Raw genomic sequence first — 16,226 nt, 5'->3', positions numbered from 1 at the left:
CTATAATCAAAAAAAGAAAGGAACGATGTCTCGTGGCAAACTATTTGATCTATCTCGCGATCATCATCATCGTCCCGATCTGGGCTCAGATGCGGGTGCGGAGCACCTATAAAAAATATCAAGATGTTCCGATTCAGAGTGGGGTGACGGGAGCGCAGGTCGCAGACTTCATCATGAAGCAGAACGGGATCACGAACGTCCGTCTCGAGCCAATCGGTGGAACGATGTCCGACCATTATGACCCAACGAACAAAGTCGTTCGTTTGTCGGAAGACGTCTATTACGGTTCGACGGTCTCAGCCGTTTCGATCGCAGCACACGAAATCGGCCACGTCATTCAAGATGCGACGGATTACAATATGATGCGTGTCCGTCACCGGATCGCACCTGTCGCGTCAATCACATCGAACTTATCGTTCCCACTGTTGTTGATTGGTCTATTTGCCGGTTTCAGTGGTCTTGCGATGCTTGGTGTCGTCTTGATGCTCGGTGCCGTTATCTTCCAACTCGTCACGTTACCGGTCGAGTTTGACGCCTCGAATCGAGCGATGGCGCAGTTGACGGAACACGGAATCATTGATGCCGAAGAAGAACGTGGTTCACGTCGTGTCTTAAACGCAGCGGCTTGGACTTACGTCGCAGCAACACTCGTTGCTGTCGCCGAGTTCCTTCGTCTCGCACTGCTCGTCTTCAACCCGTCAAGTGATGACTAAAACGAAAAACACGGATTGCTCGTTTGAGCGATCCGTGTTTTTTTTACGTTTCTTTGATTGGGACTCGATTTTCATCGAACGTGAATCCTTCTCCTGTTACTTCATAGACATCATGCAACGTGATGAAGGCGTGCTGGTCGACACTTTTAACGAGCGTCTTCAAGCGATTGATTTCATTGCGAGCGACGACGACGTACAATACTTCGAGATCCCGTCCGGAGTAACCGCCTTTCGCGATAAGACGGGTCGTGCCGCGGTTCATCGTCGCATGAATACCGTCGGCAATTTCTGTCCGGTGATCACTGATGATCATCGCTGCTTTACCGGCATACGTGCCCTCTTGCATCCAATCGATGACGCGGGCACCGACGTAGACGGCAAGTAACGTATACATTGCCTGCTTATAATCGAGATACGTCAAGGATGCGACGATGACGAAGAAATCAAAGACTAAGAACGTTCGACCGATCGACCAACCGAAGTAGCGCTTCGTCAAACGCGCGATGATATCGACGCCACCTGTCGTACCACCGTTGTTGAAGATGATGCCAAGACCAACGCCGATGAAGACACCGGCAAAGAGCGCAGCAAGCACCATATCGTCGCGCAGGTCGATGACGAGTGGTGAATACTTGGCAATCAATCCATACCAGAAGGAAAAACTGAATGTACCGATCAACGTATAGACGAAGGTCGTCCGACCAAGAATCTTATAACTGACGAAAAAAAGTGGGACATTCAACACTAAGTTCGTGATCGATGGAGACCATCCGAACAGTCCTTTTAAGATCAAGGTAATCCCAGTAAAACCGCCTTCTGCTAACTCATTTTGAACGTTAAAATGATAAATACCAAAAGCAAAGATGAATGATCCGATCAAAATCCAGAAAATGTTCTGGATCCGAATCGGAAATTGGAATGGAGGTGCCATTTCCGTATGCTCCTTTCAAATCAAGACTCTTTCTCTAGGGTAACGGCACGGTCGGAAAAAGACTAGCTTTTCCTATAAAAATCAGTCGAAAAGTGATCAGTATGGTCATTCCGATTGATATTGCTTAGAATAGAGACGAATAGAAGTCATAAAGAGAGTGTGGTTTTATCATGAAAAAAGCAATTGGGATTCTTTGTTATCCATCCGTCGGCGGGAGTGGGGTCGTCGCGACGGAGCTTGGTATGAAATTAGCGGATCGTGGACATGATGTCCACTTCATTACATCGAGCATGCCGTTTCGCCTGACGGAATATCGGCCAAACATCACGGTCCACTTGGTTGAAGTCAATCAGTATTCCGTTTTTAAATATCCACCATACGACATTACGTTAGCGTCAAAAGTCGCAGAAATCATTGATTTATTCGATCTCGATGTCATCCATGCCCATTACGCTGTTCCGCACGCGGTCTGTGCAGATCTCGGACGAAACATGGCAAAGAAAAAAGGTGTCGCCGTCGTGACGACGTTACACGGAACGGACATCACCGTCATCGGGCAAGATTTAGAGATGCAACCGGCAATCCGGTACGGCATCGAACGATCAGACGCGGTCACGGCCGTCTCCGAGAGTCTAGCGATTGAGACGAATGCGACGCTCAACGCACACTACGACATCGATGTCATTGCGAACTCGATTGATGAGAGTGTCTATTATCCGATGCGGGATGAACGCTTGAAGCGGCATTACGGCATCGAAGCGGACGAAGTCGTCGTCATTCACATCTCGAACTTCCGACCGGTCAAACGAATCGATGATACGCTTGCGGCGTTCGCCATTGCAGCGAAAGACCGGAAGATGCGTCTGTTGCTCGTCGGGGATGGTCCAGAGATGGGACAAACGAGACGTCGCGCAAAGGAACTCGGCATTTATGACAAAGTGATCTTTGCCGGTAAACAGGAACACGTCGCGCAATTGCTCGCCATTAGTGATATTCATGTCCTGTTGTCTGAAAAAGAAGCGTTCGGGCTCGTCGTTCTTGAGGCGATGGCAATTGGTGTCCCGAGTGTCGTCTCGACAGCAGGTGGCTTACCGGAAGTCATACAAGACGGCGTAACCGGATATATCGTTCCGACCTACGATGTCAAAATGGCTGCGGCACGAATCGGTGAACTCGCGGATGATCCGATGTTACGGGAACGAATGGCAGAAGAGGGCATTCGCGATACGCGTCGTCGTTTTGATTCGAATGAGATTGTTCGTCGTTATGAACAAGTCTATGAACGGGTGTGTGCGCGTCATGAACTTGCTTGAAGGCGCACATCATATCATTCAGACGATCGAGGAGGCCGGTGGTGAAGCGTATATCGTCGGTGGTGCCGTTCGTGATATGTTGCTCGACCGGACACCAGGAGACTATGATTTAGCGAGCTCGATGTTACCGGAACAGATCATCGATTTATTCCCTGTTGTCATTCCGACAGGACTCGAGCATGGAACCGTGACGGTCGTTCTCAACCACGTGCCGTTCGAGATCACGACGTTCCGCTCAGAAGCAACGTACAGCGATCGCCGGCGACCGGATGCGGTGACGCTTGGCGTTAGTTTAGAAGAGGATTTAACACGGCGTGACTTTACGATCAACGCGATGGCACTCAGACCAACGGGTCGCGTCGATCTGTTCGGAGGAGCGCGTGACATCGAAGAGCGAATCATCCGGACGGTCGGCGAACCAGCCGAACGTTTTAATGAAGATGCGCTTCGGATGATGCGGGCGTTCCGCTTCATGAGCCAACTGGATTTCTCGCTTGACGAGGCAACTGAACAAGCAATCGTTAAACTCGCTCCGCATCTAGCGTCCGTTGCGATTGAACGGATCGCGATCGAGTTCGAGAAGCTCTTACTTGGTCCTGGAAAACAGCGGGCGTTACAGGCGATGCTCCGGACAGGAATCGAACGCTACCTTCCCGGCATGACTTCAGAAATCGTCAAAGGACTCGCGCAGCAGTCGTTTCAGGGTGTTTCAAAGGATGCCGTCTGGACACTCGTACTCGATGCCGGTCTCGCGAAAGATCGATTGACGCGCTGGAAACGATCGAAACATCAAGTGCAGCTCGCAACGCGTTTAACACCTCTGTTACACCGACCGTTACAAGACTGGGATCGTTATCGATTGTCGGACGAGGAACTGATGATCCTTCGGGAAATGACCGGAACGGATTATCCAGAGCGATCAGACTTACCGATTCGCAGTCGTAAAGAGCTCGCTGTCGACGGAAAAGACATGATCCGCCTCGGTCTTCAAAAACAACAGATCAAAGAAGCACTTTTGCATTTGGAATACAGTGTCGTCACGCGCGCTTGCCTAAACGACCGCGTGACATTATTGAAGGAGGTAGAGCGATGGCGCACTCAGTCCGAGAACAAATCTTGATCGCACTTCGTCAGCGAACGTGGTACTCCGGACAGGAATTAGCAGAGACACTAAATATTTCACGTACCGCTATTTGGAAACATATGCAAACCTTGAAGGAAGAAGGATACCAGATCATCTCCAATAAAAAACAAGGCTATCAATTAGTCGATGAAGGCGATTTGCTGACGCCGATTGCGATTGAACAATGGTTAACGACAGCGCGCCTTGGTCGCCACATCCTTCATTTCGAAGAACTGGACACGACGCAGCGGATTGCACATGAGCAAGCGCAACAGCAAGCACAGGAAGGAACACTCGTCGTATGCGATCACCAGACGAACGGACGCGGACAGCTAGGGAGAACGTGGCATGAGGCGAAAAATGAAGGCATCGCGATGAGTCTACTCGTCCGACCAGATGTACCGATGCACCAAGCAGGTCAATTAACGCTCGTAGCAGGTATTGCACTTGCCCAGTCTCTCCGGACATTCGATGTTCCAGTTACGATTAAATGGCCGAACGACATCTTGATCAACGGTCGTAAGGTGGCAGGCATCTTGACGGAAATGCAGACCGAGGCGGATCGGATCAGTTCAGTCATCATTGGCATCGGCATCAATGTGCATCACGAGCAGTTTCCGGAAGGGATCAAAGACCGTGCTACCTCGCTCGTCCGAGAATCAGGAAGAACTTTCCGACGTGCGGAGGTCGTCGCGACGTTTTTGAATCGATTTGAACAACTATACACGCAGTGGCTCGAGCTAGGATTCGGATCTTTCGTCTCCGAGTGGGAAACACTCGCAGATCGCTTACATGAACGAGTGACGCTACGGACACGTCAGATGACCGCTTCCGGAACATTGCTCGGTATTGACGAGACGGGCACGATTCGGATTGAGACGGAAACGGGGGAAACCCGTTTCCATTCGGCAGAGCTGATTTACTGGGAAAAAGAATAAAGGTTTGAATCAGACGGTTTGCAGAGAGCTTTTCCCGTCATGTATAATAAAGCCACGGATGGTATCCGCTTGCCGGAACCATACCGAATTGTCAGGTGCCAGTTTTAGCTGTTTCAACTGCCTTGATCTTAACGGACAGGGACAGAAGGACGATATTCAATTATTCCGCCTTCTTTTCCGCATGCATTTATTTTGGAGAAGAAGGCGTTTTCCTTTTGTCCTCCCTACACACGTAAGGAGAGAACACGATGCACACAATGGGTCCATTACTCAAAAAACAACAAGCTGGAGAGAAGCTCGTCATGTTGACGGCGTATGATTATCCTTCAGCAAAACTATCGGAAGCAGCAGGAGTTGATATGTTGCTCGTCGGCGATTCCCTCGGGAACGTCATCCTCGGCTATGATTCGACGATTGCCGTCACGGTCGACGACATGATTCATCATGCGCGCGCGGTACGCCGCGGCGCACCACAGACGTTCATGATCGTCGATATGCCGTTCGCAAGTTATCATGGTTCATTTGATCGCACGCTTGAATCAGCGGCGCGTATCTTCCAAGAATCGCAGGCAGATGCCTTGAAGCTGGAAGGGGCAGGGGAGATCTTAAAGACGATTCGTCGTTTGACGGACGCTGGGATGCCTTGCGTCGCGCATCTCGGATTAACACCACAATCCGTTGGTGTCCTTGAAGGATTCAAAGTCCAAGGGAAATCATTAGAAGCAGCCGAACAACTGATTGCAGACAGTTTGGAAGCAGAGCGTGCCGGAGCGAAGATGCTCGTCCTCGAATGTGTGCCGCATCCGCTCGCGAAACGCATTCAAGAGCTCCTCTCGATTCCGGTCATCGGAATCGGTGCCGGTGCAGACGTCGCCGGTCAAGTACTTGTCTATCATGACATCTTGACGTATGGTGTCGGTCGTTTACCGAAGTTCGTCAAAGCCTACACGGATTGGAATACTTCAGGAACGGAAGCGATTGCTGCTTACGTCAAAGACGTCAAAGCCGGCACCTTCCCTGAACTAGCACACTCGTTCCAGATGGACGAAGAATTGATTGGTGCGCTTTATGGAGGGACTAAGGAATGAAGATCATTCAGGACGTCCAGACGTTACGCGAATGTTTAGCGGGAGCCGGTTCAATCGGTTTTGTACCGACGATGGGATTCTTGCACGAAGGGCATGCCTCCTTGCTCAAACAAGCACGACAAGAGAATAATGTCGTCGTCTTGAGTATTTTCGTCAACCCGACACAATTCGGACCAAACGAAGATTTGGATCGTTATCCACGAGACGCGGAACGCGATCAGAAAATCGCAGAGGCAGAAGGGGTCGATTATCTGTTCTATCCGACGAACGAGACGATGTATCCGCTGGATATGGCCCGTGTTACGGTCCGCTCCGGTGATGATGTCTTATGCGGCGCATCACGACCAGGACATTTTGATGGTGTGTTGACGGTCGTCAGCAAACTATTGAACGTCGTCCGTCCAACCCGTGCTTATTTCGGCTTAAAGGACGCACAACAGCTCGCATTGATTGAAGCGTATGTCGCTGATTACTTCGTTCCGGTTGAGATCGTCCGTTGCCCGATCATTCGCGAAGCGGATGGTCTAGCAAAATCGTCACGCAATGTCTATCTTTCGGAAACGGAGCGGGCGCAAGCACCAGGAATTCAGCAGGCGTTGCAACAAGCGAAACAAGCACTCGATCAAGGGGTGCCTGTTGAAACGGTTCTCGAGCGGACGCGCGAAGCACTTCGATTCGAAGGGACGACAATCGATTACGTCGAAGCCGTCGACTACCCGTCACTAAGACCCGTCACTGAACAAACGACTACGATTCTCTTAGCAGTCGCCGTGCAGTTTGCATCGGCACGCTTGATCGATAATTTACTATATACGAGAGGAGCATGACGATGTTACGCACATTCATGCACGCTAAACTACACAAGGCCCGGGTCACCGAGGCGAACTTACACTATGTTGGTTCGATTACGATCGATGAGGATTTACTCGATGCTGTCGGGATTCTTGAAAATGAAAAAGTCCAAGTGACGAACAATCAGAACGGTGCACGGATTGAAACGTATGCGATTAAAGGTGCTCGTGGTTCAGGTGTCATCTGTTTGAACGGTGCGGCAGCACGCCATTTCCAAGTCGGGGATGAGGTCATCATCATGGCGTACGCGCAACTATCGACGGAAGAAATCGCGACACATGTTCCAAAAGTGGCTGTTCTAAATGAACAGAACGACATCAAACAAATGTTGTCTCAAGAAATCGCCCACACGATCTTATGAAATTTTAGAGACCCGATCATGTCAGCGGGTCTCTTTTTTTGTTAAGATGAAGAATGAAATGCCATCCGGTCATGGAGAGGATGGATAAAAGGTGGAGGATCAGTGTTGAAGAAAAAGTACGTCGTAGTCGACCTGGAAACGACAGGTCATTCCATAAAGGCTGGCGATGAGATGATTGAGATCGGCATGGCGGTCATTGAAGATGGACAGTTGACAGAACAATTGTCTGCCTTCGTGCGTCCGACCCAACCGATTCCTCCATTCATTTCCCAGTTGACGGGCATCACGGATGAGGATGTCAAAGAGGCCGAGACATTCGATGTCATCGCACCGCGTGTCTTATCATTGCTCGACGGTGGTGTCTTCGTCGCACATAATGTGCAGTTCGATTTAAACTTCTTAAACGATGCGTTAGAAGAGGAAGGATACTTGCCGTACACAGGTCCTGTCATCGATACGGTCGAACTCGCACGAATCTTACTTCCGACAGCAGAAAGCCACGCGCTGTCGCATCTGTCAGAGTCATTACAACTTGCCCATCAAGAGGCGCACCGGGCAGGGAGTGACGCTTCGGCGACGGCTGAATTGTTGCTTGAACTACTCAAACGACTACATACGTTGCCGCTTGAGACATTGAAGCACTTAAGACGTTTATCACCACGCCTGTTCAGTGCCATCGAAGAGGAAATCGACCATGCGATTCGTTTAGTCGGCATCGAGGAAGATTCACAGTTTGATCGTTTCCGTAAAATCGCTTTGAAAAAGCGCCAGACGATCGAACGCTTAACGCATCCGCCCGTTCTTGAACCGTTCGGACCATTCGTTGATGAATTGAACACCGTTACGTTCCCTCATCTATTCGAAGGATATGAAGAGCGACGTGGGCAGCTCGAGATGATGCGTCATGTCTATCAATCGCTCGATCAAGAAACACCGTTACTCGTCGAAGCGGGAACAGGAACAGGAAAATCGCTCGGTTATCTTGTTCCGGCAGCGCATTACGCACTTGAACATGAAGTCCCGATCGTCGTCAGTACGCACACGATTCAATTGCAGGAGCAACTATTCGCGCGTGATTTACCGCTCTTGCGTCAACTGTTCGATGCGCCGGTCCAGATTGCATTGCTTAAGGGACGGAGTAACTATATTGATTTACGGAAATTCGAATTTTTCTTGAATGATCAAGAGGATGCTTATAACTTCACGCTCGCAAAAGCAATTCTACTCGTCTGGTTGACGGAGACGGAAACGGGAGATTTAGAAGAAGTCAGCTTACCAGGCGGTGCAGCGCAAGGCAATATCGGGATCAAACAGTTGATCCAGTCTGATAGCCAATCGCAACTCGGGCGGTTTGACCCGTGGTACAGCCGGGACTTCTTCCAACATGCGATTCGCCAAGCAAAGGATGCAACGATCATCGTCACGAACCATGCCTTGTTGTTTAGTGATCTGCAGTTCGAAGCAGGGGTCTTACCGAAAGGAAGTCCGTTGATTCTTGACGAGGCACATCAAATCGAAGAGGTCGCGAGCCATCATTTTGGTCTCGTCTTTGATGGACATACGTTTGATCGTCTGTTCCGACAACTCGGGTATTCGTCCGATAAAAAATTATTACACCGCTTGCTCGATCTTTCGGAAGAATGGGACATCGCCGAGATGGTCGAAGCCCATAGTGAGACGGTCGATGAGGCACTGACGACGTTGCTCGAAGAGGCGGACGGTCTATTGATGATTATTCAAGCATACGGGCTCGAACTGACTTCCCGCAAAACACGACGGGAAGGAATGGTCAGCATTCGCTTCAAGCGACTCGACCGTTCGATGCGTGCCGTCCAGGAAAGTGCCAAGCGGGTTGAATTGGTGTTGCGGCGTTTGCGTCAAGCAATCCGGGCGATTCATAAACTGTTCCATGAACACCGGGAGCAGATGAGTTATCGCGAACGTTCACTCGTCGCGGATTTAAAAGCGATCACGTCACAAATCGAAGAAGCGGAGCTCGCCATCTTCGAGACGATGCTTGCCCCGCACGATGAGACGGTATCTTGGATCGAGACGTCTGTTAAGAACCGGAAACTAACACGGGTCTACACACAACCAATCGACATTTCAGAGCGACTGCGACGCGATGTCTTTTCGAAACGGACGTGTATCCTGACGTCTGCGACGCTGACTGTCTCGAACAAGTTCCAGTTCATTGAGAACCGTTTAGGGCTCGATGCGTTCGAGACACGTCGTTTCGTCGTTCCGTCGCCGTTCGGATATGCCGATAACGTGCGATTGATGATTCCGACGGATCTCCCGCTCCTACAGGATGTACCATTGCCGGAATTCGCAGAGACGATTGCGGAAGCCATCTTACAAATCGCAGAGGTGACGGAAGGACGGATGCTCGTCTTGTTTACCTCAAATGACTTGCTAAGACTGACGCATGAAGCGACGAAACCACTGTTACCTGAACGGTTTACGTTACTCTCGCAAGGGGTCACGCAAGGTTCACGGCAACGACTGATGAAACAGTTCAAGCAACTCGACGCCTGTATCTTGTTCGGGACGGCTAGCTTTTGGGAAGGGGTCGATATCCCAGGAGATGATCTCAGTTGTCTCGTCATCGTCCGACTACCGTTCGCGCCACCGGATCAACCGATCGTCCAGGCACGCTCGGAACGGATCGAAAAACTCGGGAAATCATCATTTTTCGAATACAGCTTACCGCAAGCGATCATTCGCTTTAAGCAAGGCTTTGGTCGCTTGATCCGGACGACGAACGACCGAGGTGTCGTCTTCGTACTTGATCGCCGGATTGAGACGACGCGTTATGGAAAACGGTTCGTCACGAGTCTGCCGAAAGTGCCTGTTTTATCAAAACCGCTTGATGAACTGACGGCAGAACTAGAATTGTTCTTGAATGATGGCGATTAAGTCTATTCAGATAAACCCTATCGCATTATAATAGATAGAGAAAAATGAGGGAGGACATACAGATGGATTCAAAAATTGAAACACTTGCGACCGTCAAAGTGAACCGCCATGACGATACGTATAAAATCGTCGACTTGTTGAATCGGACACTGAAAACGGAAGATTTAATGTTCGGTCTTGCTCTCGATGAAAAAGACAAGGAGCAGATGGTCTTTACCATCTACCGCACATGAAGTGGAAAATCACGCTTGGTCTGCTAAGTGCACTCATCCTTTTGACTGTACTTGGCACCGCCGTTTATCAGGTGACGATCGCTGAGGCAAAAGACCGGGAACAGAGCGTCGCCGAACAAGCAGAGGCGCGTCTGAAAAAAGAACTCAAACCAACGGACGTCCGGTTCGAATCAGTCTTTAACGGGAAACGTCAATATGTCGTTTTTACGATGAAGCAGAATGGACAGGCGGTACGGGCGTTCGTTCCGAAAAAAGGAACGATTGAGACACGACCAGTTGCTGATGGTATTGCCATCAAAACGGTCATCGCGGATCATCCGGAACTAGGAGACATCGTGTCTGCTAAGTACGGCTTTGAGGATCGTGCCGTCATCGAGATCGTTTCAAAGACGACGACAGGCTATGATTATTCGTATTACACGTATCAAGAAGGTTCTTTCATCAAGCGATTACGAATCAAGTAAAGGGAGTGGGCGACATGTTATCGAAACGCGTACGACAATTGACACCATCTACGACGCTAGCCATCACAGCGAAAGCCAAGGCACTACGTGAAGAAGGTCAAGACATCATCGGTTTAGGTGCGGGAGAGCCCGACTTCAATACACCGGAATTCATCATCCAAGCAGCATTCGAGGCAGCAGAAGCGGGCGATACGAAGTATACGCCGTCTGGCGGAACGGTTGCCTTAAAGGATGCGATCATCGAAAAGACACGCCGTGACTTATGGATGCCATACGAACGCTCGGAAGTCATGGTCGCTTCAGGCGCAAAGCATGCACTATCAACGTTGTTCCAAGCGATTCTCGATCCAGGCGATGAAGTCATCGTCCCAGCACCATACTGGGTCAGTTATCCAGAGCAAATTAAACTCAGTGACGGCATACCGGTCATTTTAGAAACGGACGAATCGTCTCGCTTCAAAGTGACACGGGAATTGCTCGAGCAACACATTACCCCAAAAACGAAAGCACTCGTCTTGAACTCACCATCGAATCCGACAGGAATGGTCTATTCGAAAGAAGAGCTCGAGATGGTAGCAGATGTTGCGATCAAGCACGATCTACTCGTCATCAGTGACGAGATTTATGAAAAGTTGCTCTATAACGGTGCGACACATATTTCGATCGCGTCCTTGCCAGAGATGCGCGAACGGACGGTCATCATCAATGGTGTCTCGAAGTCCCATGCGATGACAGGCTGGCGGATCGGGTATGCAATCGGACCGAAAGAGATCATCTCAGCGATGACGAACTTAGCGAGCCATTCGACGTCGAACCCAACATCGATTGCGCAAGCAGCATCGGTTGCTGCGTATGCAAAAGGCGATGCACCGGTCGAAGCGATGCGTGTCATCTTTGAAGAACGACTTGAAAAAATCTATGCACGACTCATCGAGATCGAAGGATTAACGTGTCTGAAGCCGGAAGGGGCATTCTACTTGTTCCCACATGCAAAGCAAGCTGCCGAGATGTGTGGATTCGATAATGTCGATGACTGGTGTACAGCTGTTTTATCTGAAGCGAAGGTCGCCTTGATTCCAGGTTCAGGATTTGGTGCACCGGACTATGTCCGCCTATCTTACGCGACGGATCCGGCACGTGTCCTAGAGGCACTCGACCGGATTGAAGGATTCATCACGGCACATACAGCCGTTTAATAGAGAGAGGATGTTGACTGTTGAAAGCAATGATTCGGGATGTAAACAAATATGTAGGAGAAGAAGTGACGATCGGGTGTTGGTTAGCAAACAAACGCTCAAGCGGTAAGATCGCCTTCCTCCAACTTCGGGATGGCTCTGGATTCATGCAGGGTGTCGTCGTCAAAGAAACAGTCGGCGAAGACTTATTCAAACAAGCAAAAGGCTTAACGCAGGAATCATCACTATGGGTGACAGGTGTCATCAAATCAGATGGCGGTCGGACAGCGATCGGTCATGAAATGGAAATTTCAAAAATCGAAGTCATCCATGAAGCAATCGATTATCCGATCACACCAAAAGCACACGGAACGGACTTCTTAATGGATAACCGTCACCTCTGGTTGCGTTCAAAGCGCCAGCATGCGGTCATGGTCGTTCGAAACGAATTGATTCGTGCGACGTACGAATTCTTTAACCAAGAAGGATTCATCAAAGTGGATCCGCCAATCTTGACAGGTAGCGCACCAGAAGGAACAACAGAATTGTTCCATACGAAATATTTCGATGAAGATGCGTATCTTTCACAATCGGGTCAGCTTTACATGGAAGCGGCAGCAATGGCACTTGGAAAGGTCTTCTCGTTCGGTCCAACGTTCCGTGCTGAAAAATCAAAAACACGTCGTCACTTGATCGAATTCTGGATGATGGAGCCTGAGATGGCATTCCACGATCACGAGATGAACCTCGAAGTCCAAGAAAACTATGTTTCGCACCTTGTGCAATCAGCACTGAAAAACTGTCGTGCAGAACTTGAGTTGCTTGGACGTGACTTGACGGTCCTTGAAAACATTAAAGCACCGTTCCCGCGCGTCAAGTACACGGAAGCAATCGATATGCTCAAGGAGCAAGGATTCGATGATATCGAATTCGGCGATGACTTTGGTGCACCACACGAGACAGCAATCGCAAACAGCTTCGCACGTCCTGTCTTCATCACGCATTGGCCAAAAGCAATCAAACCGTTCTACATGAAAGAAGATCCGGAAAACCCAGACTTCGTCTTGTGTGATGATTTGATTGCCCCTGAAGGATACGGGGAAATCGTCGGTGGTTCACAACGTGAAGAAGATCACGAAAAACTCCTCGCTGAGATGAAGAAACATGGTCTTGACGAGACAGGTGCTTATAAATGGTATCTCGAAACACGCCAATACGGTTCTGTTCCACACAGTGGCTTCGGTCTTGGTTTAGAGCGGACAGTCGCTTGGATCACAGGTGTCGAGCACGTTCGGGAAACAATTCCGTTCCCACGCTTGCTAAACCGCCTCTATCCATAAGCAGTAAGGAAAAACATCGACCCATCGTCTCGACGGGTCGATTTCTTGTTTAGACTAGAGAATCGAGGAAATACGATGAATCATAATTTAGTGCAATTATTCGAGGAAGGGACGGTCGTCTTACCGAAACGATTGTTCACCGAGGCAAAACGGTTAGGCATCAGTTTTGTCGAGTTCACATTGATTGGTCAACTGTTTGCTTGCCGGGCAGAAGGTATGGAGATGCCGTCACCGGAAGAGTTAAGTAATCGACTTGGACTATCCGAGACGGAAACAATCGAGACGACACTCGGTTTATTACAAAAAGGATTATTGGCAATGGAGAACGTCAATGGGTCTGAACGTTATTCGCTTGTTCCGCTTTACGAAAAGCTGATGGCACCACCGGAACAGGAAGCACCGAACTTTGATACGATCAACCCGTCCGTCTTCCAACAATTCGAACGGGAACTCGGGATGATGTCACCGTTTCAGATGGAGCAGATCATTCAGTGGTTGACGATCGAGAACATTTCGGAAGAGCTAGTGCTTGCCGCACTTCGAGAAGCAGTCTATCATAATGTCCGCAAAATGACCTATATCAATCAAATTCTGCGGACATGGGAACGTGAAGGAATCAAGACGCTTGAGGATCTCGCAGGGCGGGGAGGTTAAGGAGATGTTACGAAAGGCAGAAATCGATCGGATTGAAGCAACGTTAGAAGAGATGTTTCCGGATGCATTTTGTGAGTTGATTCATCGCAACCCGTTTGAGCTGGTCGTAGCGGTTGCACTCAGTGCACAAGCGACCGACGTACTTGTCAATCAGGTGACGCCTGGGTTGTTCGCAGCGTATCCGGATCCTGCTTCGCTTGCTGCGGCACCCGTTGAGGAAATCGAGGATAAAATCAAACGACTGGGATTGTACCGAAATAAAGCCAAAAACATCAAAGCGCTTGCGGCACAACTCCTTGCGCAACACGACGGAGAAGTCCCGACGGAACGCGCCGGGCTCGAAGCCTTACCTGGCGTTGGACGCAAGACGGCGAACGTCGTCTTGTCTGTCGCTTTCGATGTACCGGCATTTGCGGTTGATACGCATGTCGAACGTGTTTCGAAGCGCCTCGGGATCTGTCGCTGGAAGGATAATGTCACGCAGGTTGAAGCGACACTGATGCGTCGCTTCAAACGGGAGCGTTGGTCAAAGCTTCATCACCAATTCATCTTCTTTGGACGTTATCACTGCAAGGCACAACGTCCGAACTGTGAAGCGTGCCCGTTACTCGACATGTGTCGAGAGGGGAAAAAGCGGACAAAAGGACTAGCTACACCATAAAAAAAAGTGGATCCGATACCGGATCTACTTTTTTTTGCATATCATCCATTCCAAGGAGTATCGGACCATTCACGACGCTTTTTCGTGATCGGTACTTTTTTGAATCCCCAGTTTCGGAAATCTTGGTCCGGACTATCACGGCGAATGTAAATCTTATCTTTGATGGCTTTAAAAATCCGGTTTTCGTCCCCATAATGGACAAACCGGGGTTTTACCTCGATGACACCACGACGAACGCGAGATAAAGGTAAGCAGACCAAGTCGGCAATCTCAAGACCAGATTGGTAGAGGTCGCTGTCTTTTTCAGCAAAGATGAAGCCTTTGATTTTTTGACGACTTTTTTCGACGTCGAGATGGACCGTTCCCGAATTGAAGATATCGAAGAACGCCTTTTGAATGAGCAAGTTTTGATAATCATCACGGCTTTCAAGAACAACACGCGCACTCGTTGCTTCTGTCTCGTCGAGGAAGGAATAAAACGACTTCATCAAATGAGCGAAGGCAACGACATACGGATCCTTCGGTGTCGAGAAGAAGTCTTGTAGCTTCTGTTTATCGACTTCGACGCTGACGATCGTACAATCAATATCAACTAAAAATTCCGGCAAGGCGATCCAGAAATGTCGTAACATATCGATCGTGATGCCATCTTCTTTACCGTACGGATGCTCCGCTTTTAAAATCTCCTTCAAATGAAGCGGAATATGTGGATCTTCAAAAACTTTTGCCTTAAAATCCATCAAACGTTGACGAAGCGGACTTGGTTCACCGGTCTCATCCGAATCGATGGCATATTTATATTCCATCAAGACACCCGTTAAGTTGAATTGTGTATTCCCTTTCGGTGTCCCAGTTTCATCGACGAACATGATGTATTTCTTCGGGGCAGGGGTTGAATTCTTAGGAAATCCTTTGACGTCAACGCCTTTGACGTTCGATTGTACCCGTTTGTTCAAATGAATCTCCTCCAATTGCACAATAATTACACAGTCTTTTCGAAAGAAATGCTCTTGATGCCACTTTACACGCTAGGCGGCTGAAAAGCTATAGCCTGATAAGTGAAACCGTAGAAACATTCTCTCGTATGATTAGGTGTTCGACTTAAGGAAGATAATTCCTGTTTTTTAATCGTTATTCTTCACCATTCATCAAGCGATCGATATAACGAACGGATTTAATCGTTTCATTGAAGCGTTTCAGACTCGTTTTTGGCTGAAATGCTTGAACGGAAATTTGCTTTAGTTGATCCACGGCGCTTTCGACCATGCTAGGTCGTAAGTAAGGACTATCCTGGGCATTCGTTTGCCACTGTGCAATCAGTTGATCCGCTCGTTCAACGAACGGTACGACGTCACGATTGAAGTCATATTCGGTTCCGGCACGTCCTTCTTGATAAATACGTTCAATCTCTTGTAATAACGGTTCAATTGTCATTGGTTTTTAACTACTCCTCTCGGCCGA

General features: G+C 49.1%; 17 protein-coding genes. 14 read left to right on the top strand and 3 right to left on the bottom strand.

Annotation, left to right across the window (positions count from 1 at the left end; all coding sequences use genetic code 11):
• Window positions 1-32: 32 nt before the first annotated feature.
• Entirely contained in the window at window positions 33-713 is a 681-nt protein-coding gene (locus tag KNQ12_RS02670) for a zinc metallopeptidase (protein ID WP_023468628.1), read from the top strand.
• A 43-nt stretch (window positions 714-756) separates the two neighbouring features.
• Here the strand turns inward: KNQ12_RS02670 and KNQ12_RS02665 are convergent, their stop codons facing one another.
• Window positions 757-1,644 (bottom strand): YitT family protein, encoded by an 888-nt coding sequence (locus tag KNQ12_RS02665; RefSeq protein WP_023468627.1) that lies wholly within the window; start codon window positions 1,642-1,644, stop codon window positions 757-759.
• Window positions 1,645-1,814: 170 nt separating this feature from the next.
• Here KNQ12_RS02665 and bshA point away from each other — a divergent pair, with 170 nt between their 5' ends.
• The 13 genes from bshA to nth all read left to right on the top strand — a co-directional run bounded on the left by bshA (window position 1,815) and on the right by nth (window position 14,765).
• Window positions 1,815-2,957 (top strand): N-acetyl-alpha-D-glucosaminyl L-malate synthase BshA, encoded by a 1,143-nt coding sequence (gene bshA, locus KNQ12_RS02660; RefSeq protein WP_023468626.1) that lies wholly within the window; start codon window positions 1,815-1,817, stop codon window positions 2,955-2,957.
• Window positions 2,944-4,077, top strand: a complete 1,134-nt coding sequence (locus KNQ12_RS02655) for a CCA tRNA nucleotidyltransferase (protein WP_251055699.1) — start codon at window positions 2,944-2,946, stop codon at window positions 4,075-4,077. The genes bshA and KNQ12_RS02655 overlap by 14 nt, the downstream gene beginning before the upstream one ends.
• Window positions 4,047-5,018 (top strand): biotin--[acetyl-CoA-carboxylase] ligase, encoded by a 972-nt coding sequence (locus KNQ12_RS02650; protein WP_058264832.1) that lies wholly within the window; start codon window positions 4,047-4,049, stop codon window positions 5,016-5,018. Before KNQ12_RS02655 ends, KNQ12_RS02650 begins: the two co-directional genes overlap by 31 nt.
• A 248-nt stretch (window positions 5,019-5,266) precedes the next feature.
• Complete coding sequence (gene panB, locus KNQ12_RS02645) at window positions 5,267-6,106, top strand: 3-methyl-2-oxobutanoate hydroxymethyltransferase (protein WP_214746243.1); 840 nt, start codon at window positions 5,267-5,269, stop codon at window positions 6,104-6,106.
• Entirely contained in the window at window positions 6,103-6,933 is an 831-nt protein-coding gene (gene panC / locus KNQ12_RS02640; RefSeq protein WP_214746240.1) for a pantoate--beta-alanine ligase, read from the top strand. The genes panB and panC overlap by 4 nt, the downstream gene beginning before the upstream one ends.
• 2 nt (window positions 6,934-6,935) lie before the next feature.
• Window positions 6,936-7,319: an aspartate 1-decarboxylase gene (gene panD / locus KNQ12_RS02635; protein ID WP_029341994.1), complete on the top strand. Its 384-nt coding sequence runs from the start codon at window positions 6,936-6,938 to the stop codon at window positions 7,317-7,319.
• A 105-nt stretch (window positions 7,320-7,424) separates the two neighbouring features.
• Window positions 7,425-10,238, top strand: a complete 2,814-nt coding sequence (gene dinG, locus KNQ12_RS02630; RefSeq protein WP_214746237.1) for an ATP-dependent DNA helicase DinG — start codon at window positions 7,425-7,427, stop codon at window positions 10,236-10,238.
• Between the two features lie 62 nt (window positions 10,239-10,300).
• A complete protein-coding gene (locus KNQ12_RS02625) occupies window positions 10,301-10,471 on the top strand; it encodes a YpmA family protein (RefSeq protein ID WP_012370646.1) in 171 nt (56 codons plus the stop codon).
• Window positions 10,468-10,935 (top strand): hypothetical protein, encoded by a 468-nt coding sequence (locus tag KNQ12_RS02620; protein ID WP_023468619.1) that lies wholly within the window; start codon window positions 10,468-10,470, stop codon window positions 10,933-10,935. Before KNQ12_RS02625 ends, KNQ12_RS02620 begins: the two co-directional genes overlap by 4 nt.
• 14 nt (window positions 10,936-10,949) lie before the next feature.
• A complete protein-coding gene (locus KNQ12_RS02615; protein WP_214746235.1) occupies window positions 10,950-12,131 on the top strand; it encodes a pyridoxal phosphate-dependent aminotransferase in 1,182 nt (393 codons plus the stop codon).
• Window positions 12,132-12,160: 29 nt separating this feature from the next.
• Window positions 12,161-13,450: an asparagine--tRNA ligase gene (gene asnS / locus KNQ12_RS02610; protein ID WP_174316766.1), complete on the top strand. Its 1,290-nt coding sequence runs from the start codon at window positions 12,161-12,163 to the stop codon at window positions 13,448-13,450.
• Window positions 13,451-13,525: 75 nt separating this feature from the next.
• Window positions 13,526-14,104, top strand: coding sequence for a DnaD domain-containing protein (locus tag KNQ12_RS02605; protein ID WP_023468616.1), 579 nt, complete (start codon window positions 13,526-13,528; stop codon window positions 14,102-14,104).
• A 4-nt stretch (window positions 14,105-14,108) separates the two neighbouring features.
• Complete coding sequence (gene nth / locus KNQ12_RS02600; RefSeq protein ID WP_023468615.1) at window positions 14,109-14,765, top strand: endonuclease III; 657 nt, start codon at window positions 14,109-14,111, stop codon at window positions 14,763-14,765.
• A 41-nt stretch (window positions 14,766-14,806) separates the two neighbouring features.
• Here nth and KNQ12_RS02595 read toward each other — a convergent pair whose 3' ends face one another.
• Entirely contained in the window at window positions 14,807-15,721 is a 915-nt protein-coding gene (locus tag KNQ12_RS02595; protein WP_023468614.1) for a DUF3800 domain-containing protein, read from the bottom strand.
• Window positions 15,722-15,896: 175 nt separating this feature from the next.
• The gene (locus KNQ12_RS02590; protein ID WP_023468613.1) at window positions 15,897-16,199 is read right to left on the bottom strand and encodes a DUF1798 family protein; all 303 of its coding nucleotides are present in this window, start codon (window positions 16,197-16,199) and stop codon (window positions 15,897-15,899) included.
• Between the last annotated feature and the right edge of the window lie 27 nt (window positions 16,200-16,226).

The organism is Exiguobacterium sp. s11, from assembly GCF_018619015.1.
Lineage (GTDB): Bacteria > Bacillota > Bacilli > Exiguobacteriales > Exiguobacteriaceae > Exiguobacterium_A > Exiguobacterium_A indicum.
The sequence above is the reverse complement of the archived record's forward strand: the minus strand, read 5'-3'. Positions and strand labels throughout refer to the sequence as shown.